This window comes from Polaribacter sp. HaHaR_3_91 (assembly GCF_019278525.1).
GTDB lineage: Bacteria > Bacteroidota > Bacteroidia > Flavobacteriales > Flavobacteriaceae > Polaribacter.
The window spans coordinates 1404143-1426882 of the sequence record NZ_CP058986.1; the positions used below are offsets into that span (position 1 = coordinate 1404143).

At 31.6% G+C, this 22740-nt stretch carries 18 protein-coding genes; 7 read left to right on the forward strand and 11 right to left on the reverse strand.

The window, feature by feature from the left end:
• Nucleotides 1-317 precede the first annotated feature (317 nt).
• The 5 genes from H0I27_RS05820 (at nucleotide 318) to H0I27_RS05840 (ending at nucleotide 8083) form a co-directional block, all read left to right on the forward strand.
• The gene (locus H0I27_RS05820; RefSeq protein ID WP_254713149.1) at nucleotides 318-731 is read left to right on the forward strand and encodes a hypothetical protein; all 414 of its coding nucleotides are present in this window, start codon (nucleotides 318-320) and stop codon (nucleotides 729-731) included.
• 109 nt (nucleotides 732-840) lie between these two features.
• Nucleotides 841-4587 carry an efflux RND transporter permease subunit gene (locus H0I27_RS05825; protein ID WP_218732916.1) on the forward strand — a complete coding sequence of 1249 codons (3747 nt, stop codon included), beginning with the start codon at nucleotides 841-843 and terminating at the stop codon, nucleotides 4585-4587.
• 16 nt (nucleotides 4588-4603) lie between these two features.
• Nucleotides 4604-5845, forward strand: coding sequence for a TolC family protein (locus H0I27_RS05830; RefSeq protein ID WP_218732917.1), 1242 nt, complete (start codon nucleotides 4604-4606; stop codon nucleotides 5843-5845).
• A gap of 3 nt (nucleotides 5846-5848) precedes the next feature.
• Nucleotides 5849-7627, forward strand: coding sequence for an efflux RND transporter periplasmic adaptor subunit (locus H0I27_RS05835; protein WP_218732918.1), 1779 nt, complete (start codon nucleotides 5849-5851; stop codon nucleotides 7625-7627).
• A gap of 24 nt (nucleotides 7628-7651) precedes the next feature.
• Complete coding sequence (locus H0I27_RS05840; protein ID WP_218732919.1) at nucleotides 7652-8083, forward strand: heavy-metal-associated domain-containing protein; 432 nt, start codon at nucleotides 7652-7654, stop codon at nucleotides 8081-8083.
• Nucleotides 8084-8306: 223 nt separating this feature from the next.
• Here the strand turns inward: H0I27_RS05840 and H0I27_RS05845 are convergent, their stop codons facing one another.
• From H0I27_RS05845 to H0I27_RS05880, 8 genes are all read right to left on the reverse strand, one after another.
• Entirely contained in the window at nucleotides 8307-8897 is a 591-nt protein-coding gene (locus H0I27_RS05845) for an LUD domain-containing protein (RefSeq protein ID WP_218732920.1), read from the reverse strand.
• 3 nt (nucleotides 8898-8900) lie between these two features.
• Complete coding sequence (locus H0I27_RS05850; RefSeq protein ID WP_218732921.1) at nucleotides 8901-10274, reverse strand: lactate utilization protein B; 1374 nt, start codon at nucleotides 10272-10274, stop codon at nucleotides 8901-8903.
• A gap of 11 nt (nucleotides 10275-10285) precedes the next feature.
• Nucleotides 10286-11023 carry a (Fe-S)-binding protein gene (locus H0I27_RS05855; protein ID WP_218732922.1) on the reverse strand — a complete coding sequence of 246 codons (738 nt, stop codon included), beginning with the start codon at nucleotides 11021-11023 and terminating at the stop codon, nucleotides 10286-10288.
• 253 nt (nucleotides 11024-11276) lie between these two features.
• Nucleotides 11277-12155 (reverse strand): AraC family transcriptional regulator, encoded by an 879-nt coding sequence (locus H0I27_RS05860; protein WP_218732923.1) that lies wholly within the window; start codon nucleotides 12153-12155, stop codon nucleotides 11277-11279.
• Between the two features lie 118 nt (nucleotides 12156-12273).
• A complete protein-coding gene (locus H0I27_RS05865) occupies nucleotides 12274-13422 on the reverse strand; it encodes an alpha-hydroxy acid oxidase (RefSeq protein WP_218732924.1) in 1149 nt (382 codons plus the stop codon).
• A 4-nt stretch (nucleotides 13423-13426) separates the two neighbouring features.
• Nucleotides 13427-14725 carry an L-fucose:H+ symporter permease gene (gene fucP, locus H0I27_RS05870; protein WP_218732925.1) on the reverse strand — a complete coding sequence of 433 codons (1299 nt, stop codon included), beginning with the start codon at nucleotides 14723-14725 and terminating at the stop codon, nucleotides 13427-13429.
• Between the two features lie 99 nt (nucleotides 14726-14824).
• Nucleotides 14825-16264: an aldehyde dehydrogenase gene (gene aldA / locus H0I27_RS05875; RefSeq protein ID WP_218732926.1), complete on the reverse strand. Its 1440-nt coding sequence runs from the start codon at nucleotides 16262-16264 to the stop codon at nucleotides 14825-14827.
• A gap of 442 nt (nucleotides 16265-16706) precedes the next feature.
• Nucleotides 16707-17585 carry a sugar phosphate nucleotidyltransferase gene (locus tag H0I27_RS05880; protein ID WP_218732927.1) on the reverse strand — a complete coding sequence of 293 codons (879 nt, stop codon included), beginning with the start codon at nucleotides 17583-17585 and terminating at the stop codon, nucleotides 16707-16709.
• A 70-nt stretch (nucleotides 17586-17655) separates the two neighbouring features.
• Here H0I27_RS05880 and H0I27_RS05885 point away from each other — a divergent pair, with 70 nt between their 5' ends.
• A complete protein-coding gene (locus H0I27_RS05885; protein WP_218732928.1) occupies nucleotides 17656-18258 on the forward strand; it encodes an alpha-ketoglutarate-dependent dioxygenase AlkB in 603 nt (200 codons plus the stop codon).
• Nucleotides 18259-18260: 2 nt separating this feature from the next.
• On the opposite strand, the gene H0I27_RS05890 is transcribed toward H0I27_RS05885, so the two are convergent.
• From H0I27_RS05890 to H0I27_RS05900, 3 genes are all read right to left on the reverse strand, one after another.
• The gene (locus H0I27_RS05890; protein ID WP_218732929.1) at nucleotides 18261-18968 is read right to left on the reverse strand and encodes a LytTR family DNA-binding domain-containing protein; all 708 of its coding nucleotides are present in this window, start codon (nucleotides 18966-18968) and stop codon (nucleotides 18261-18263) included.
• Between the two features lie 3 nt (nucleotides 18969-18971).
• The gene (locus H0I27_RS05895) at nucleotides 18972-20015 is read right to left on the reverse strand and encodes a sensor histidine kinase (RefSeq protein WP_218732930.1); all 1044 of its coding nucleotides are present in this window, start codon (nucleotides 20013-20015) and stop codon (nucleotides 18972-18974) included.
• Between the two features lie 148 nt (nucleotides 20016-20163).
• On the reverse strand, nucleotides 20164-21171 hold the full coding sequence (locus tag H0I27_RS05900; protein ID WP_254712619.1) for a kelch repeat-containing protein: 1008 nt from the start codon (nucleotides 21169-21171) through the stop codon (nucleotides 20164-20166).
• A 248-nt stretch (nucleotides 21172-21419) separates the two neighbouring features.
• On the opposite strand from H0I27_RS05900, the gene H0I27_RS05905 reads away from it, so the two are divergent.
• Nucleotides 21420-22739, forward strand: coding sequence for a DUF4270 family protein (locus tag H0I27_RS05905; RefSeq protein WP_218732931.1), 1320 nt, complete (start codon nucleotides 21420-21422; stop codon nucleotides 22737-22739).
• Nucleotide 22740 lies beyond the last annotated feature (1 nt).

Consider the following 22740-nt stretch of genomic DNA (forward strand, 5'->3'; position numbering starts at 1 on the left):
GAACTGTTTTTGTATAAAATTTTAGTTCTTCTAAATTTATATTATTTCTTTAACATGTTCTGTATTTGATATTTCCTTTTGCTAATTTTTTAACCTATGTTAGTGTGAGTTTTTAATGGTTGTAAATATATTGGGCTTGTTTTGTTGCTTTCTAAGCAATGTAATTGTTTTCCTTGCGTTAAATTCTCTAAATGAATGATGTCTGATTTTAAATAAAATATAGGGATTCATTTATGAAAGTCAGTTGCCTTGTTTTTCAGTTAAACTTTTCTAAAGTAAAAATTTATTATCAAATTTTGTATACCTTTGCCATTAATATGAAGCAAATTTCACATAAAATAATGTCAATTGTAATGGCTGTTGTAGTTCTATTTTCTACGATGTCATTCACTGTTAGTATGCATTATTGTGGTGATACTTTAGTGGAAACTGCTATGCTTCAAAAGGCAGAAGGTTGTGGCATGGATATGCAAAAACCTGCCACCAAAGACTGTTCAATTACAAAAAAAGATTGCTGTAATGATGAACAAATAGTTGTAGATGGTCAAGACGAATTACAACTACAAGTAGATACTATTTCTTTTGAACAACAACTTTTTATAGCTTCATTTGTTTACACGTATATCAATCTTTTTGAAGGTTTAGAAAATAATGTATCTTCATACGAAGCGTATCAACCACCTCTCATAGACAAAGAACTCTTTAAGCTAGACGAGACTTATTTAATCTGATTTTTTTAACAATAGACTGTATTATCCTATGATTTATTTCATTAGGATGATTTCTTGTATTCGATGTTTTTCTAACATCACTTTCTAATTGTTTTAAATATCAGGCTTTATGCTAAATAAGATTATTAAATATTTAATAGAAAATAAAATCGTATTGGTTTTATTATTGGCCCTTTTTATTGGATGGGGAACTGTAAACGCTCCTTTTAATTGGGATACTGGCTTTTTACCAAGCAATCCTGTGGCTGTAGATGCCATTCCGGATATTGGCGAAAATCAACAAATTGTATTCACAAAGTGGGATGGTCGTTCTCCACAAGATATTGAAGACCAAATTACCTATCCATTAACCTCTTCTTTACTTGGTATTCCTGGAGTCAAAACCATTCGTAGTTCATCGATGTTTGGCTTCTCTAGTATTTATATCATTTTTGAAGAAGACATTGAGTTTTATTGGAGCAGAAGCCGAATTTTAGAAAAACTAAATTCGTTACCAAGTAATTTATTACCAGAAGGAATAAATCCTGCTTTAGGGCCAGATGCTACAGGTTTAGGTCAGATTTATTGGTATACTTTAGAAGGTAGAGATAAAGATGGAAACGTAACTGGTGGTTGGGATTTACAGGAATTACGCAGCATACAAGATTACTATATAAAATACGGTTTGTCTTCTGCAAGTGGGGTTTCTGAAGTTGCTTCTATTGGTGGGTATGTGCAAGAATATCAAATTGATGTCAACCCAGAATTGATGCGCCAATACAGCATTGGATTGAATCAAGTTGTAAAAGCGGTTAAAGAAAGCAATAAAGATATTGGTGCACAGACATTAGAAATTAATAAAGTTGAATATTTAGTTCGTGGTTTAGGCTATGTAAAATCAATTGAAGATATAGAAAATGCAGTCGTTACTTCTAAAGATTATACGGCGATTAAAATTAAAGACATTGCTAAAGTTTCTTTAGGTCCTGCCGCTAGACGCGGGATATTAGACAAAGAAGGCGCAGAAGTTGTTGGTGGTGTTGTCGTAGCTAGATATGGCGCAAACCCTATGGAAGTGATTACGAATGTAAAAGCCCAAATAGAAGAATTAAAAGGTGGTTTACCATCTAAAGTTTTAGCAGACGGACGTACATCTCAATTAACAATCGTTCCTTTTTATGATCGATCAGAATTAATTGTAGAAACTTTAGACACGCTTAGTGAAGCTTTAACCTTAGAAATTTTAATTACTATTTTGGTAATTATTGTGATGGTTTTTAATTTAAGAGCTTCTATTTTAATTTCGGGCTTGTTACCTGTTGCTATTTTAATGGTGTTTGTTACCATGAAACTCTTTAATGTTGATGCCAATATAGTGGCATTATCTGGTATTGCAATCGCTATTGGTACCATGGTTGATGTTGGAGTTATTCTCGCCGAAAACATGATTCGCCATCTCGACGAACAAGAGAATGTCATTTCGACAGAGCAAGGCACGAGCGACGAGGAATCTCATAACAAGAAACTATCCATAAACGAAGTTATTTACAACGCTACTGCAGAAGTTTCTGGCGCTATTTTAACTGCTGTTTTAACGACTATTATCAGTTTTGTGCCTGTATTTACAATGATTGGTGCAGAAGGTAAATTGTTTAGACCTTTAGCGTTTACTAAAACAATGGCACTATCAGCTTCTTTAGTGATTGCTTTGTTTATAATTCCGCCTTTAGCAGCTTTTTTATTCCGTAAAACAACGCTAAAAAACTCGTTTAAATACATTGTAAGTACTGCTTTAATTCTTGCAGGAATTGTAATTGTGATAAGCGGTCATTATTTAGGTCTTATAGTAATCGCTTTTGGAATTTCTGCCTTATTAGGTGTTTTAGGAAAGCTAGATGCTAAAAAAGTAAATCTTCTTAATATCATTATCTCATCAATTGCCATTGTATTTCTATTGGCAGAATATTGGAGACCTTTAGGTTTTAATCGTAGTATTTTTATAAACTTAATTTTTGTGTCTATTATTTGCTTCGGAATTTTAGGAATATTCTCAGTTTTTAGAAAATATTATGGCCGAATTTTACAATGGGCTTTAGCGAATAAGATGTTGTTTTTAATGGTTCCGATAACGGTTCTTATTTCTGGGTTTTGGATTATGAACAACACAGGAAAAGAATTTATGCCTTCTTTAAATGAAGGCTCTTTTCTACTCATGCCTACTTCTCTTCCGCATGCTGGAGTTGAAGAAAATAAACGTGTGTTGCAGCAATTAGATATGGCGGTTGCGACCATTCCAGAAATTGAAACAGTGGTTGGTAAAGCTGGTAGAACAGAATCTTCTTTAGATCCTGCTCCTTTGTCGATGTACGAAAACATGATTCAGTATAAACCGGAATACATGCGTAATTCCGAAGGAAAAAGACAACGTTATAAAGTAAATACTGATGGTTTTTTTGAGTTAAAAACAAAACGTTTTATTACTTCAGGAACATCCGTTGAAAACGCTCAATTAATAGAAGACAACGACGGAGAATTCTATAGAAACTGGCGACCAGAAATTAAAAGTCCAGATGATATTTGGAAAGAAATCATTAAAGTTACCAAGTTACCAGGTGTTACTTCTGCACCGAAATTACAGCCCATAGAAACGCGATTGATCATGTTACAAACAGGTATGCGAGCGCCCATGGGAATTAAAGTAAAGGGACAAGATTTAAAACAAATTGAAGCTTTTGGGTTGCAATTAGAAAGTCTTTTAAAACAAGCCGAAGGCGTTAAAATAGAAGCTGTATTTGCGGATAGAATTGTTGGGAAGCCTTATTTATTAATTGATATTGATAGAGAAAAAATAGCACGCTATGGCATTTCTATAGAGGATGTACAAAGTATACTAAAAGTTGCTATTGGTGGTATGGCTTTAACCCAAACGGTTGAAGGTAGAGAACGTTACGGCGTTCGCGTACGTTACCCAAGAGAATTACGTGGCAACCCAGAAGATATTAAAGATATTTATATTCCTGTAGAAAAAGGAAGTCCTGTACCCTTAAGTGAATTAGCGACGATTAAATATGAACAAGGTCCGCAAGTGATTAAAAGTGAAGATACTTTTTTAGTGGGCTATGTTTTGTTTGATAAAATAGATGGTTTTGCAGAAGTAGATGTGGTAGAAAATGCGCAAGCTTTGTTTCAACAAAAAATAGATTCCGGGGAATTAACGGTTCCAAAAGGCATCAGTTATAAATTCACGGGTACTTATGAGAACCAATTACGAGCAGAAAAAACATTAGCAGTGGTAGTTCCTTTAGCATTGGCTATTATTTTCTTGATACTGTATTTTCAGTTTAAATCGGTAACCACATCATTAATGGTATTTACCGGAATTGCAGTTGCATTTGCCGGTGGTTTTATTATGATTTGGTTATACGGACAAGATTGGTTTTTCAATTTTAGCTTCTTTGGCGAGAATATGCGAGACCTTTTCAATATGAAAACCATCAATTTAAGTGTGGCCGTTTGGGTTGGTTTTATTGCCTTATTTGGTATTGCAACAGATGACGGAGTTGTCATGGCAACTTACTTAACTCAGACTTTTGATCGTGAAAAACCATCAGATAAAATGAGTATTAGAGTTGCTGCTTTAGAAGCTGCTAAGAAACGTATTCGTCCGTGTTTAATGACAACAGTAACTACTATTTTGGCATTATTACCCGTTTTAACATCCACAGGAAAAGGAAGTGATATTATGATTCCGATGGCAATACCGATTTTTGGAGGAATGGTTATTGACATTACCTCCTACTTTATTGTTCCGGTTTTATATAGCTGGAGAGAAGAGTTTCTTTTAAAAAGAATAGAGAGAAAAGAGCTTAGAAAATAGAAATAAAAAATATACAATGAAAAACTATAAAAATCATATAACACATAAAGTAGTCTTGTTTCTTTGTTCTTTATTCTTTGTTCTACAAGGAAATTCTCAAGAGCTAGAAACCTACATTAACATCGCTTTAGAAAATAATCTTGAAATTCAAAAATTTGAGTTACAGTATCGAATTGCTTCAGAAAAAGTAAATGAAGTAAATACCTTACCAAACACAGAATTTAGTGCTGGTTATTTTGTGTTAGAGCCAGAAACACGAACAGGAACACAGCGTTTTAAAGTATCAGCAAAACAAATGTTGCCTTGGTTTGGAACCATCACATCTCGTGAAAATTATGCGAGTTCTTTGGCCGATACAAAGTACGAAGATATTGTAATAGCCAAACGAAAACTGATGGTTTCCGTATCTCAATCGTATTATAAATTATATGTAAATAAAGGCAAACAAGCTATTTTAGTAGAAAACAGCAAACTGCTTAAAACTTATGAAATATTGGCATTAAAATCGATTGAAGTCGGTAAAGCTTCTGCAGTAGATGTTTTAAGATTGCAAATGCGTCAGAATGAATTAGAACAACTCAAATTGGTTTTAGAACAACAGTATTTAGCAGAACAAACCGCTTTTAATAAGCTTTTAAATAGAGAAAATACGATTAAAATTGATGTTGTTGATGCATTAATAATGCCTTCCGAAGATTTTGAAATCAATACAAAAAACCTTGCTTTGCATCCTGAATTGCTGAAATACGACAAACTGTTTCAATCTGTAGCACAATCCGAATTGATGAATCAAAAAGAAAGTCACCCTTCCTTTGGTTTCGGATTCGATTACATCAATATTAATGCAGGACCTGACATTACTTTTAGTGAAAAAGGAAAAGATATTTTGATGCCAACTGTGTCGTTATCTATTCCGCTTTTTAATAAGAAATATAAATCGAAAACGAAGCAAAATGAGTTGCAACAACAAGAAATTGAAGCACAAAAACAAGAACGTTTAAATACTTTAGAAACGCTATTAGATAAAGCTGTAACCGATCGAATTTCTGCAAGCATCACGTATAAAACACAAGTTAAAAATATACAGCAAGCCAAAGATGCAGAAGATATTTTAATTAGAAGTTATGAAACCGGAACGATTGATTTTAATGACGTTTTAGACATTCAAGAATTGCAATTAAAATTTCAAATGAATCAGATTGAAGCTGTAAAGAACTATTATGTTCAAACCACAATCATCAATTATTTAATCAATTAAATTATGAAAAAATATATCATTTATATAGCTGTGTTAGCTGTTGGTTTCCTTTTAGGTTGGATGTTTTTTGGAGGTAATACTACATCTACAGAGACAGTGCACAAACATAATGAAGCTACAGAAACAAATCAAATGTGGACTTGCTCCATGCATCCTCAAATTATGCAACCAGAGGCTGGAGACTGCCCTATTTGCGGAATGGATTTAATTCCTGCTGCAAGCAGTGAAGAAGGATTATTAGCAGATCAATTTAAGCTTTCTAAAAACGCGATGGCTTTGGCCAATATTCAAACATCAATAGTAGGAGAAAGTGTTTCTAATGAAAATTTAGGTTTTATTTTATCAGGAAAAATTACCGAGAATGAGGATGAAACAGCAACAATGCCTGCCCATTTTAACGGTAGAGTTGAAAAACTGTTTGTAAATTCTTTAGGAGAACGTGTACATAAAGGACAAGCAGTTGCTCAAATTTATTCACCAGCATTAATTGCTGCACAGCAAGAATTAATTACAGCTTATAAATTAAAAGCATCGCAACCACAATTGTATAATGCCGTTAAAAACAAGTTTAAAAATTGGATGATCCATGGTAAGCAATTAGAGGAGGTAGAACAAACCGGACAAGTAAAAAATAGCTTCACCATTTATTCGCATGTTTCTGGTGTAGTTACCGAAATCGCTATAAATGTAGGTTCTCATATTATGGACGGAAAACCTATTTTTAAAGTATCAAATTTAAACAGCGTTTGGGCAAATTTTGATGTCTATGAAAATCAAATTAGTCAATTTAAAAAAGGGCAGAATATTGTGGTAACCACTAAGGCATATTCTAATAAAGAATTTAAAGGCAAAGTAGATTTTATAGATCCTATTTTAGATAGTAAAACAAGAACGGTAAAATTAAGAGTCGTATTAAATAATAAAAACGAGCTTTTTAAACCAGGCATGTTTGTAGAAGGTAAAATTAAAGCAGTTGATTCTTCTGATAAAGAAGAAGTATTAACCATACCTGCTTCGGCAATTTTATGGACAGGAAAACGCTCTGTTGTGTATCTAAAATCGAATGCAAATGAACCTGTTTTTCAAATCCAAGAAATTACATTAGGGAACCAATTTGGAGATAATTATCAGGTTATGGAAGGTTTAAATAATGGAGATGAAATTGTAACCAACGGTACCTTTACAGTAGATGCTGCTGCTCAATTACAAGGCAAAAAATCGATGATGAATAAAAAAGGAGGCAAAGTAATGACGGGGCATGAAGGTCATTTAGGTATGAATAATAACTCTTCCGAGGTTAAAAAACCTTTAAATAAAAATGAAAGAATAGAGGTCTCTAAGGAATTTAAAAACCAATTGCAGGTCGTTTTTAATGATTATATTAAAATAAAAAATGCGTTAGCAATAAATGACATTAAAGAACTTAAAAATCAATCTAAATTATTATTAAAAAATGTAACTAAAGTTGATATGAAGTTGTTAAATGATAAAAAAGCACACCAACATTGGATGTCATCAGAAAAAGAAATAAAAGCAATGGCTAATTTGATGTTAAATACTGCAGATATAACAATGCAAAGAACTTACTTTAAGCACTTATCATCTAATATGATAAATATTTTAGAAGTTTTTGGCGTTAATAAAGAAGTATATCTTTTATTTTGCCCAATGTCTGATAATAATAAAGGTGCTTATTGGTTAAGTACAACAGAAAAAGTAGTAAACCCGTATTTTGGTGGTGCTATGTTAACTTGCGGAGACGTAAAACAAGTCATAAAATAATAAAAACAATCAAATCTTTAAACAATGAAAAAAGTAATTTTAAGTCTTGCTATAATAGCTACAATAAGTTTTACAAGTTGTAAAAATGAAGCCAAGCAAAATGTAGAAAAAACAACAATAAATAAAGGAATTGCTAATGCTGATGTTTCTTTTGGAGTACGTGGAAACTGTGGTATGTGTAAACAAACTATAGAAAAAGCCGCAAACGCTCTTGATGGTGTTATAAATGCAAATTGGAATGTAAATAAAAAGAAAATTGATGTATCTTTTGATGATACAAAAACAGATGCTACTGCCATTCATAAAGCTATTGCAGCTTCTGGTTATGATACAGAAAAAGAATCTGGAAGCGAAGACGCATACAAAGGTTTGCCTGCTTGTTGCAAGTATGATCACGAAATGGCTATGAATCAATCTGGAGAAGAAACAGCAGGTGGTCATACTAATCACAATTAATCTAAAAGAGTACTTTTAGATTTTACTTCTAATATCGTCAGTTTTATATTAGATAAATTACACTCGCACTTTGCTGTGTAACTCAAAATTACAGGATTAGACTTTTATCGTTTAATCCTGTTTTGATGTAATAAAGTAGAGCTAGTGTTTGTATATATTTAATTAGCTATTTTTATTCAATAAACAGTTTTTTTTGCATGGGGAAGCCATTGTAAATTAAATTTTAATCTTTTAAAAATACAGTAAGGCTTAAGGCACCGTGGGCACCAATTACTAAAGATTGTTCTATATCTGCCGTTTTAGAAGGGCCTGCAATAAACACACCAAAATCGGCCTTTATGTTGGTTAATTTTTCATACGCTTGATGCATATATGGCACAATGTCTTTTTGTGAAATAACGAGCATTAAATGCTTTGTAATAAATGGTAATACACGCACAGGAATCTCTGAATCTGAGATCCAAATAGCACCATTTTCTGCAACGGCTAATTTACTTTCTAAAATTAAAATATCTAAATCTTCTAAATCATGTGGCTTCTGTAAGGTGGCTAATTTTATAGTGTTAAAAGAAGCGGTATCTGCTAAATTAGAATACTTTACTTTGGCATCTGTAAATGTTTTATCTATTTGCTCAATAATCTCTTGATTAGAGTTTACAGAAATAACGTTACCACCAACGACTTCTACTTTTTTAGTAAATTCTTTAAGAAGATCTAAGCCTTCGTCAAAAAGAGAAATATTGATGTTTGGTAAATTGATAAGTGCCGGTTTATTGGCTTTAATTCGGTCTAATATTTGATTTCTGCTACTCATAATTTAACTTTTTTTCTCGTTTTCTCTATCTTTAAACCATTGATCGAAACTTTTCTCTGGGCCCAAAGGTAAATCTCTGGTATGCCCCCAAACATTTGGTTTGGAGTTAATCATTGCTTTTGGTAAGTTTCTTAAAGACCAACGTGCAATTTTACCGACAGTTTCAAAACGATTAGGGTGTGCAAAAATATTTCCCATTGCCTTCATAGCTTGCTTTTTAACAAACGGTTGAGGTGTTTCTTTGGTGATTATTTGTCGCCATTTATACAACTGCGAATGAATATCTATTTTTACAGGGCACACATCGGAACAAGAACCACATAAGGTGGATGCAAACGGAAGTGTACTGTGTTTTGTTAAATCTTTTCCTGGTGATAAAATAGAACCAATTGGTCCTGGAATGGTAGCATCATAACTATGGCCGCCACTTCTTCTGTAAATAGGGCAGGTGTTCATACAAGCACCACAACGAATACAGTGTAAAGAGGCTCTAAAATCGGGTCTACTTAATTGTTCAGATCGTCCGTTGTCTACAATTACAATGTGCATTTTTGCACCTTTTCTTGGTTTTTTAAAGTGAGATGAATAGGTGGTTATTGGTTGTCCGGTTGCAGACCTTGCCAATAATCTTAAAAATACACCTAAGTGTTCTTGCTTTGGTATTATTTTTTCTACACCCATACAAGCAATATGTACAGGAGCTAAATGTGCGCCCATATCAGCATTTCCCTCGTTGGTACAAACTACAAAGCCACCAGTTTCTGCAACAGCAAAGTTAACACCTGTAAGAGCTGCATCTGCTTGAATAAATTTGGTTCGTAAGTGTTTTCTTGCTTCACCAGTTAGGTATTGTGGGGCTCCATCGCAAGGTTTTGTGCCTAAATGTTCTTGAAACAATTCATCTACTTCATGCCTGTTTTTATGTATGGCAGGCAATACAATATGACTTGGTGTTTCTTTTGCTAATTGTACTATGCGTTCTCCTAAATCGGTATCTATTACCTCAATTCCATCTGCCTCCAAAGTTGGATTTAAATGACATTCTTCGGTTAACATCGATTTACTTTTTACAATTTTTTTAGCATTATTGTCTTTAAGAATTTGAAGTACAATTTTATTGTGTTCTTCTGCATTTGCAGCCCAATGAACTTCTACACCGTTCTTTTTGGCATTTTCTTCGAACTGAATTAAATAGTTGTCCAAGTTGGACAGCATGTGAGCTTTAATTCCATGGCCTAGGTTTCTTAGTTCTTCCCAACCTTTTACATTATGAACAGATAGATCTCTTTTATGACGGACAAACCACAAGGCTTTGTCGTGCCAATCAACCCTTTTTTCATCTTTATTAAAAATACTTGCTAATTTAGAATGACTCATTTTATAGTATTTTATAGGTTGCTATTTAAAATTTCTGCGATGTGCAAAACTTTTAAAGGTTGTTTGTTTCTATTAATTAATCCTTCTAAATGCATTAAGCAAGAAGTGTCTGTAGCAGTAATTACTTCTGCACCACTTTCTAAATGGTCTTTAATTTTGTCTTTTCCCATTTTAACAGAAACGGCCTCTTCTGTAACTGCAAAGGTGCCTCCAAAACCACAACATTCGTCGCTTCTTTTTAAGGTGACTAATTCTGCTCCTTTTACTTCTTGTAACAATTCTTCTATATAAGAATATTTTTTACCAACCACTTCCGAGCAAGAACCTAAACGCAAACCTCTTAATCCATGGCAACTTTTATGAACGCCAATTTTGTGAGAAAAAGTAGCACCTACGTCTTTAATTTTTAAGATATTTAAAATAAAATCGCACAATTCATATACATTGTCTCTTACTTTTGTAACTTCCGTTGTTTGAGGAATGATATTGTAGTGTTTTTTTACATGATATGCACAACTTCCAGACGGAGTAACAATATAATCGAACTCTTTAAAATTGTCTACAAAGTTATTACATGCACCAACAGATTCATATTCGTAACCTGAGTTTGCCATAGGTTGACCACAACAGGTTTGCCCTGACGGATATCCAACATCAACATTTAATTTTTCTAAAAGTTCTATAGTTGCAATTCCAACTTGTGGGTATAACTGATTAATGTAACAGGGGATAAATAGACCTACTTTCATGTGGAAATGATATTAATATTTATAGATACAATAGTACAAAAACTGATTATTGGAGTCTTCCTAAATTTTGACCATTAATGATACTTATTTTGCCTTATTATTTAGATTGATATCAGATAAAGCAAATAAAAGCATAAATATTTAAGTTTTTATCTAGGATTAACTAGATAAAAAGAGAGGGTTTTTCCTTTTAAATTTAATGTTTAACACTATATATTGTAAAAGCTAATGAAATAACGTTAGCACTAATTAATTACTGCCCGGAAATTTTGGATCTATACTTTTTTAAATAGTTAGAAGGAGTGGCATTCATCACTATTTTAAATTGACGATTAAAATTAGATATATTTTTAAAGCCAGATTCATAACAAATTCCGGCAATATTAAATTTGTCTTCCATTAACATTTTACAAGCGTATCCTATTCTTATTTCTGTAACGTATCTAGAGAACGTTTTTTTATTTATACGTTTAAAATAGCGACTAAAAGCAGCTGTATTCATGTTAGCAATAGAAGCAGCGGTTTCTAAATTAATTTCTTTATTGAAGTTTTTAAATATGTAAGCTTGTACTTTATCTTGTATATCACTTTTAGTAGATTTAAAAGAATTAACAAACCCATCACTGGCTAATTTTTTTGTAGATGTGTGTTTTGCTAGTTTATCTAATATAATTAAAAATGAGATTGTTTTATTAAATCCTTCTAAATCAAGCATTTTTTTAATATCGGTGATAAGGCTAGTATCTACATTTAAGAACTTTATACCATACTTAGCTCTTTCAAAAAGGGCTAATATATGCTTCATTTCTGAAGCTTCAAAAAATGAATCTCCCAAATAGTTTTGCTTAAAATGAATCGCAATAGCTTTTACTAATTTGGTGGCGTTTTGATTAAAATAATCATCACTATTCACCCACATGTGAGGTAGGTTTTTACCAATTAGGATTACATCTCCAACATTAAACTTTTCAATACTATCACCAATGAAACAAGTACCTTCACTTTTTAAGATCACCACTAATTCGAATTCGGCATGATAATGCCATATTTTTAAAAAATAAGGGTATTCATTTACTTTTGTAGTTAAAGAGCTATTACTAATACTGCTTCTATCTAAGCGGTGTAATTTCATGAAAAAAATATTTTGTATAAAAAAACAGAAATTTAATACCCTAATAAAGGTACTAAATTTCTGTTATAATTAAAAAAATAAAATATTAGTATAAGAAAAATGTAGTCATTATTGTTTGCTATTTTATTAAATGGTTCGGCAAGTTTTTAACATGTTCGCAGCATAATTGCTCCATAACTTGCTGAAATTCTCGTTTCATTAAAGAAATGGTATGGTTACCACCTTCTTTTCCTAATGCACCAACACCATACATAAAACTACGTCCCATAAATGTAAATTCTGCTCCGTTAGCCATCGCTCTTGCAATATCTGGACCTCCACGCAGGCCTGAATCGACCATTATTTTTATTTCATTCTTAAACTTTTTAGCCAAATGCGTCATTGGTACAATAGAAGATTGACCAGCGTCTAGTTGCCTTCCTCCATGATTAGATACAATTAATCCATCTACACCTAAGTTAATGGCTTTTTGTGCATCCATTTCATTTACAACACCTTTTATGACTAATTTACCTTTCCATTGGTCTCTTATAGAAGCAATTCGGTCTTCATTTAATCGACCTGAAAAAGTTACATCCATAAATTCACCTAATTTTTTTAAATTTAATCCTTTAGGCATATACTTTTCCATGGTTTTAAAAGCAGGTTGTCCATGAATTAAAGTCTGTATAGCCCAATCTGGTTTTTTAAATACTTCAAGAATATTTTTTACACTCATAGATGGAGGCATTGCTAAGCCGTTTCTAACATCTCTTGGTCTATAACCAAATGTAGGTACATCTGCTAAAATAACTAAGACATCTGTTCCTGCATTTGCAGCTCTATCTAACAAATCTCTTTTAACACTTTCTTCTGCAGGATGGTATAATTGAAACCAAGATTTTCCTTCTGTTAATTCTGCTACGCGCTCAATACTAGAAGTAGTAACAGTACTTAAGATAAAAGGAACATTATGATCAAAGGCTGCTTTTGCTAAAATTTCTGGAGAATTTGGCCACATTAGCCCTTGAAGTCCAACTGGTGAAATTCCAAAAGGGGCATCATATTCATGACCAAATAATTCTGTTTTTAAATTAGATTTATCAAACTTTGATAAATATTGAGGCATTAACTCTATTTTCTGAAGGTCAGTACGATTTTTATCTAAATTAATATCTTCGTTACATCCACCATCTAAATACTCAAAAGCAAATTTTGGCATTTTAACCATTGCTCTTTTTCTTAAATCTGTTACAGAAGGATATTTAGGGTTTATTTTTATTTCCATTTTTTTATTTATAAATTTTCATTGTTCTGTATCCATAAAGTGCTATAAAACAGAAACAGATAAAAGGTAAAATAAATGAAAAGTTGACTCCCGTAAATGGACCAATTTTTTCCATATCTATCATTGAACCTTGTAATATTGGCATTAAAGCGCCACCTACAATTGCCATAACCAAACCTGCAGCTCCAAGAGCCGAATCCTCTTCACTTAATCCGTCTAAAGCAATTCCGTAAATTGTAGGGAACATTAAAGACATAAATGCTGAGGTTGCAACTAGCATATATAAACCAGCCATTCCTTCAATTAAAATAACTCCGGCAGTGGTAACCATTGCACCAAGTGCGAAAATCATTAGTAGTTTTTTTGCGTTGATGTATTTCATCATAAAAGTACTTATAAACCTACTTCCTAAGAAAATAGACATGGCAACAATATTAAAGTTTTGCGCTGTAGATTTAGGGATTCCTAAGTTTCCGGCATACTGGATAATAAATGTCCAACACATAATTTGTGCTGCTACATAAAACATTTGTGCTAAAACACCTTCTTTGTATTTTCCGTTTTTAAACAATCTTTTAAAAGAATCTGCGGCACTAGAGTACGTTGCATTAGTGTTTCTTTTAGGCATTTTAGTAACTGCAATTAAAACCAACATTGCTATTACAACAAAACCTAATATTACATATGGATTTCTAATAATAGCTAAATCGTGTGTTCTAATAATTGCTTTTTGAGCTTCATCTAGTGTACTAAAAATTAACTCACCTGCTTCATTTCTTTTATCAGAATCTAAAGCGACCAAAATAAATTTAGATGCTACAAACATTCCGAATAAAGACCCAATAGGATTAAAAGCTTGTGCTAAATTTAAACGTTGTGTAGCCGTTCTTTCATCACCCATAGAAAGGATATACGGATTTGCTGTGGTTTCTAAAAACGCCAATCCGAATGTTAAAATATAAAGTGATCCTAAAAAGAAACCGAAGACTTCAAATTGCGCTGCCGGAAAAAATAATAAAGCTCCAATTGCGTATAATGTTAATCCTAAAAGAATTCCTTTTTTATAGCTGTATTTTCTTACAAATAAAGCAGCAGGAATTGCCATTGTTGCGTACCCACCATAAAAGGCAAGTTGTACTAAAGCAGCTTTTGCAGTAGATATTTCCATAACGGTACCAAACGCAGCAACCATGGGATTTGTAATATCATTGGCAAAACCCCAGAGTGAAAATAAAGAGGTAATGATGATGAAAGGAATTAAAACTTCCTTGGAAACTACGGGGATTTTTTTTGACTCAGCCATAAATAAAGTTTTGTTGTGTGTATAAAAAAAGCACTTTTAAAAGATCTATATTGGGGGGAGATCTTTAAATTAAAAGTGCTTTTGTAATATTATGAAATACTACCTATATTGAGCATAGATAACTTTTGTTTGTAAATATTCTTCCATTCCATGTTTACCATCTGCACCACCTAAACCAGATTTTTTCCAACCAGCGTGGAAACCTTGAATTGCTTCAAAATGCTCTCTGTTAATGTACGTTTCTCCGTATTGTAATTCTTCTGCAGCATGCATTACTTTGTTAAAGTTTTCTGAGAATATAGATGATGTTAATCCAAATTCACAGTCATTTGCTAAAGCAATTGCTTCGTCAAGAGTACTAAATTTCATCACAGGTAAAACTGGTCCGAAAACTTCTTCTTGAATAATTTGCATGTTTTGAGTTACGTTGGTTAATAAAGTTGGTTGGTAAAAATAACCTTTATCAAATCCAGGAGTTCTAGTTCCTCCTACAACAACTTCTGCACCTTCTTTTTTAGCATATTCTACCATTTCAGAAACTTTATCCAATTGCGCTTTAGAAACCAAAGCACTCATATCTGGGTTATTCTCAGAAAAAGCATCTTCTACTTTTAAAGTTTTCATTTTTGCTGCAACCATATCTAAAAATTGATCATGTATAGACTCTTCTACATATAAACGTTCTGCACAGTTACATACTTGTCCGCTAAAGGTAATTCTAGAAGTAACAACAGCATTAACAGCCAATTCTAAATTAGCATCTGCACATACAATAGCTGGCGCTTTACCACCTAACTCTAAAGAAACTTTAGTAATGTTTTTAGATGCAGCTTCCATAACCATTTGACCAGCACCAACACTACCTGTTAAGCTAATAATACCAGTAATAGGACTTTTAGAAAGTGCATTACCAACAATACTACCTTTACCACAAACATAGTTTAATACACCTGCAGGAAGTTGTATTGCTTCTATTAATTTAGCAAATGCCATTACCGTATTTGGTGCAATAGAACTTGGGTTTATTACACATGTATTTCCGGTAATTAAAGAACCAGCAACTTTTCTAGCCATTACAAAGAACGGAAAGTTCCAAGGCAAAATACCTACAGCAACACCAATAGGTGCTTTGTGTAAAAAGATATGCTCTTTAGCACGGTCACTTTGTATAATTTCTCCTTCTATTCTTCTTGCAAAACCTGCATAATAGTCAAAGTAATCTGCGGTAACATCAATTTCTACTTGTGCTAAACCCATTACTTTTGCTTGCTCTGCTGCTAACGTTTTTGCCAAGAAAATTCTATTCTCACGAATTACATTAGCCATTTTATTTAAATAGTTAGCTCTTTGAATTGCTGGAAGAGATTTCCATGCATGTTGAGAAGCTTGTGCTGCTTCTAAAGCTAATTGAGCATCCTTTACACTTCCAATAGGCATTAAAGCTAACACCTCTTCGGTACAAGGATTTAAAATTTCAATTACTTCTGTAGAGGTAGATTTTACAAATTTTCCGTTGATATACTGTTCAAATTGCTGCATAAAATATTTTTTAGTTAATTGTTTTTATATTAAATGAAGTCAAAAAAATAAGATAATTTTTAAGCTTCTTCTGCTACTAACATATTGGTCATAAAAGACATTAAGCAAACTTATAAATATAACTGAGTAAAATTTTATCCATAATATGCAATAATATGTATAATTTAAACATAAGTATATTTAAAAAGGTGTAATAACCCTATAATAATTACTTGTAGAGATGTTTTTTTGTGAATATTATAAAGTTGATTTTGTGTATGTTCTATGAATGTTTTTGTCTGAATTGTGTTTTTAGTTTAAATTAATATGTTACAATGTAATTCCAATTATTTATAGATAATAAAATGTGTCGAGATCATTTTTTTCTATTTTATTGATGATACTTATTCTAATTGAGAGCCTTCTTTTAAAATGTTTAATTGTTTAGTAACTATCAATTTTCTTATATAGAAGTCCAATCTAAGGTAGCATAATGGTTTTTTAGATATGCTTTTACAATCGCAATATCATCTTTAGAAGATAAATCTGGTACGTGTTCCGAAAGCGGAATTCCTACAACTTTATTTATAGTTTCTGTAATGTAATTTAAAAGAGAGCTTTGCATTTCTTTTTCATTTCTAATAGGGTGCACGGGACAATTTTTTAAAAATGGATAAAATTCTTTGCCATCAAATTTAAAAATATTCATACTCACTCTTAGCTTTCCGTCTCTGTCATAAAAATTAGGCACCTCTTCTTTCGAAGGTTTTTCAAGAATGTTGATGAGGTTATTTTCAGCATCTAATTTTGTCAATGCAAATTTAGAAATTCGTTCTAACGGAAATTCTAAAGCATCTCTATTATAACTTATAAAAGCATTTTTGTGTTCAGTTTTTCTTAATGTATAAAGTGCTTCTGTAGAGTATAAATTATCGCTATTACAAACCGTATAAAATTGATTATTCAATTGGGGAAATTGTTCTACAGCTTGTAAAAGTGCGTCTGCAGTACCAAAAGGTTTTTCTCTGTTTTTAGGAACATACTGTATTGGAAAAGAAATGTTTAATCCGTTAAAATCGTTATTTTTATCTTTACTACCGTAGAACTCTTTAAACAAACCTCCTTTTTCATTGATAACAATATAGATGTTTTTGTAACCCGCTTTTTTTGCATTATATAACAGATAATCTAATACCGGTCTCCCTGTTTTATCTAAGCTAATTAAACTTTTACTTCTGTTGTTAGCTTGTGCAGTTTCAATAGAATCTATGGTTTTAGAAGTTGCTGGTTTCTTCATTCTAGAAGAGGCTCCGCCAGCTAATATTATCAAGTTATTGTGCATGTAAATTATTGGTTTTCTTTTTTGACTTTTTAAAAGTAATCAATTCAAGTTAAAATTGTATTTTTATTTCATGGATTTATTTTCTTCAGAAACAATACAAAATATTTTACCTTATGATGGAGTTACAAATTATCACGGAATAATTCTGGATAAAAAACAATGTGCGTTTTATTATCAGAAATTAATGGAAACCATTAACTTTAAAAATGATGAAGCAATTATTTTTGGTAAAAAGATATTGACCAAAAGAAAAGTAGCTTGGTACGGAGAGTCTGAATATTCGTATACCTATTCTAAGATAACAAAAACCGCCAATATTTTTACAAAAGAATTGTTAGCTCTTAAAGAAATCGTAGAGCAGGAGAGTGGTGAAACGTATAATTCTTGCTTGTTAAATTTATACCATTCTGGTGATGAAGGAATGGCGTATCATTCCGATGGAGAAAAAATGCTAAAGGAAAACGGAGCTATTGCTTCTTTATCTTTAGGAGCAGATCGTAAGTTTTCTTTTAAACACAAAGAGAACAAACAAAGAATAGATATTATTCTAGAAAAAGGGAGTTTATTGGTTATGAAAAAAGGAACACAAACCAATTGGCTACACAGATTACCACCAACCAAAAAGGTAAATTCACCTAGAATTAATTTAACTTTTAGAACAATAGAATTGTAATATTAATTATCAATTTTTTTGATAAAATCGTCTCTATAATTTAATCCAATAGGTATCCAGTTATTATCAATAATAATTCTATTTCTTTGCACAGAATAAATGTGTTTTATAGAAACAATGTAGGATTTATGAACACGGATAAAATTCACTTTACCTAATTTTTCTTCAAAACTTTTAAGACTGCTAAGTGTTAATATAGGTTTTTCTCTATGGGTATGAATTTTAATATAATCTTTTAACGACTCTATATATTTTATGTCTGCTAAGTTTATTTTTAAATTCTCATATTCAGATTTTACAAAAATAAACTCAGGAGTTGTTTCTAAGGTTGTAACAAGTGTTTCTTCTTCCGTTTTAGACTTCAATAAACTTTGTGCTCTTGTTGCCGCTTTTAAAAAACGATGAAAAGGAATCGGTTTTACTAGGTAATCGATGGCATTTAAGTTAAAACCTTCCACGGCATAGTGCGAGTATGCAGTTGTAAAGATAAATAGTGGTTTGTTGTCTAAAGATTTTATAAAATCGATACCAGAAAAATCTGGCATTTCTATATCAGAAAAAATTAAATCTATTTTTTGTGATTGTAAAATAGTTGTTGCTTCAAATCCACTAGAGCAAGAACCTATTAATTCTAAAAACGGAACTTTAGAAATAAAGTCTTCTAATAATTCTAATGCTAGCGGTTCATCATCAATAATTATACACTTCATTTTTTATTTTTTTAAGTTGATTTTTAGATTTACTTCAAATGATTTTTTAGTATTCGTAATCTCTAAAGTATGCGCGTTTGGGTACAATAAATTCAATCTGTTTTGTATGTTTTCTAAACCAATACCAGAGTCTTTGTTTAAGGCGTTTTGTAGTGATGATAAATTATAAACATTTAAATGTAATTGATCATCATTGGTAGAAATTTTAATAGTAATATCTGTTTTTCCTTTATAATCTGTTCCGTATTTAAATGCGTTTTCTATAAAAGAAATAAGTAGTAGAGGTTCTATTCTGTAGTTTAAATTTCCATGCACGTTTATTTTTACACCACTAGAATCCTTTAATCGTAATAACTGTAAAGAGATATAATTTTTTATGTATTCTATTTCTTTTTCTAGGCATATATAGTTTTCATTGGCCTCATAAATCATATATCGCATGAGTTCCGAAAGAGTTACAATGGCAACGGTAGTGTCATCAGATTTCTTATTAGCTAAAGAATAAATACTATTTAATGTATTGAATAAAAAATGAGGATTTAACTGTGCTTTTAAAAATGATAATTCAGAATTTACTTTTTGAGAAGCGGCAATAGTTCGTTCTTTTTCAGATTTATACCATTCTGCAACTAGCTTTACACAAGTACTTAAAGCAAAAAATATCAGCAGTAAAATAGGTGGTCTTAAATTGAAATTACTTTCTCTAGGTCCTCTAAATTTAGGATTAAATTGGCCTTCCGGAAAAGGTGGTCTTAAAGAAAATTTTAAACAGAATTTTATTATAAAAGTTATAGAAAATATAATTCCTAATGAAATTAGAAGGTATAAAATAATTTTTTTATTCAGTAAAAATTTAGGGATTAACACTAAATAATTCAAATAAAAAACAGCAATAAAAGTGAAGTTTAAAATATAAAACTCATTCGGAATTGTGCTTAGTCTAGCATAAGACTGAATGGCGGTTATCACCAAAAAGAAAATCCATATAAGACAATGGACAATTATTATGGTGTTATTTTTTTTTAATAAAGGACTCAATGTTTTCATTATTTAACAAATGCAAAATTATATGAGACGTTTCTTAAAACTCTCCCAATAAACTGTTGTTTTTATCACAAAAAAGGTTGAAAATTAAGTTACTAGGAATAAGTAGCTTAATTTTCAACCTTAAATATATTTTTAAAAGTAAGAAGTGTTAATCATCTTCATTTTCTAATTCATAAGGTCTAAACTCCCAAACATCATCAAAATAATAACTACCGCTTCTACCCATTAATACAAATGCTTTTGTATCAAAAGTAAAAGTAGATGCGTTTTGTCTTGCAGATCCTTCAAATACAGGTAATTCTTCCCAAGTATCTGTTGCAGGGCTATATTCCCAAGCATTGGTGTTGATAGAACCAGCAATACCAGTAGTTACATATCCTTTTCCGTCTAAAGAAAATGCTGCACCACTGCTTAAAAGAATGCTATAATCGTCATCATCATCTTCGTCATCATCTAAATCTGTTAAACGTGTCCAGGTAGTTCCGTTAAAAGCATAAAAATCTTCTTCGTAACCACCATTATGAATTCCTAAACCAATATAAGCAACATCATCTATAGTAAAAACAGAGGCATTCTGACGCTTTTGTCCACCAAAACCTACAGATTGTTCCCAAGTATTAGAAGCAACATCGTATTTCCAAAAATCTTTTTGCTCACTACCATCATACCCGGTTCCAATATATCCATCATTACCAATAGCAAAACCAATAGCACCATATCTTGCAGTACCTTCAAAATCTGCTTTTTGAGTCCAAGTGTCAGACGTTGGGTCATATTCCCAAAAATCATTTAATTTATCTACACCGTCATAACCAGTACCTAAATATCCTTTACCGTTTATAGTAAAACCAACAGCACCACTTCTTGCAGTACCAGGAAATGCAGCTTTCTTTACCCAGTAATCACTATCAGAATTATACTCCCAAGTATCAGCTAAATAATCATCACCATCATAACCAGTTACTAAATACCCTTTAGAACCAATGGTAAAACTTACAGAATTCGCTCTAGAATCACCATCAAAAGTAGAACTCTCCACCCAGTTTCCGTACTCATCATCATCGTCATCATCACTACACCCTATAAAAAATAGAGACATTATTAATGTTGCTAAAAAGAGCATACTACTCCTTTGTATTAAATTTGTTTTTCTCATTAGATTTAATTTATTCATTTGCTTAATTATTAGGCAAACTTAAAAGCTAATAAATAGCTAACATTACAAAATAGACAAACAAGGGTATTTTATAGATAAACATGTAAACCAAATGTTAATTTTCTTAAAAGGTGTTAATTATAGGGTTTAACGGTGTTTTTTAGTGGTAAGTCTATAAAAAAAGACTGTTTATATATTTTATGATTTCTGATGACGGCTCTCCTAATATTTTTGCTTGAAAAAGTAAAATGAGGTATTTAATTTTTAGTATTATAGGTATGGTCTTTTTAGCGTCTTGCGCTACCGACGATACTACTTATGAAGTAGGAGGTGATTTTATTGAAAACACTATTCAGGTTAGAGTTTTAGATACATTTTCTATAAAAACAGGGACTTTTAAATTAGATTCTATAATTACTTCTAACACTAATAGAATTTTAGTAGGTAATGTGGTAGATGAAAACTTGGGTACTTTATCTGCAAAATCTTATCTAGAATTAATAACCTCTAATTTTTCTATAAGTACAGATGCGGTGTATGATTCTATAGGGATGATTTTAAATTATGATAATTACTATTATGGAGATACTACAAAAGTACAAACCTATACACTACATAGAATTACAGAAACAGTAGAGCCAGAAGACGATGCTACTAGTTTTTATAATACATCTTCCTTAGAATACGATGCTGCTATTTTAGGACAACTTTCATTTACGCCAAGACCTAATAAATCTACAGATTCTTTATTTGTTAAAATGGATGACGTTTTAGGAAAAGAAATTTTTGATAAAATTGTAGACAATGATATTAATAATACAGACGATTTTCTACAATATTTTAAAGGATTGGTAATTGCACCAGATACTTCTGTAAGTAGCCATGTTTTAGGTTTTAATGCACAAACTACAACAGGTACAGGGAATTCTATGATGCGATTGTATTATTCTATAAATGATGATGACAGTGAAGATAATGATTATTACATAGATTTTGTAATTTCTTCAGCAGCACAGCAGTTTAATGAAATAAAATCAGATTTGTCTAGTACGGTTTTAGGTGATTTTGAAGATGGTGAAGAAATAAAACTGAGTACAACTACAGATAATTTATTGTTTGCACAATCTGGAACAGGAATTACAGCGAGAATAGAGATGCCGTCTATTAAAAAACTTTCTGAATTGTATGAAAATGCTGCTACTTTAAGTGCCGAATTAACCTTTAACCCGTTAAAAGGAAGTTATAGTGATGACAATCCGCTACCAGAATACTTGTCGGTTTATATTGTAGATCATAAAAATAGAATTATACAACAACTTACGGATATAGATGGTAATATAGCTTCTGCAATTTTAATAGAAGATACAGATGAATTTAATGAAGACACTTATTACTACGTTAATTTAAGTGGATTTGTAGAGCAAATTTTATATTCAGACACCGATTTAAATTATGCCTTAATGATTCAGTCGGAAAACTATTCTAAAGAAGTAAATAACATTGTTATAGAAAATAACGCAAGTACTAATAGAGAAGTAAAGTTATCAGTAAAATATTTAAACTATTAAG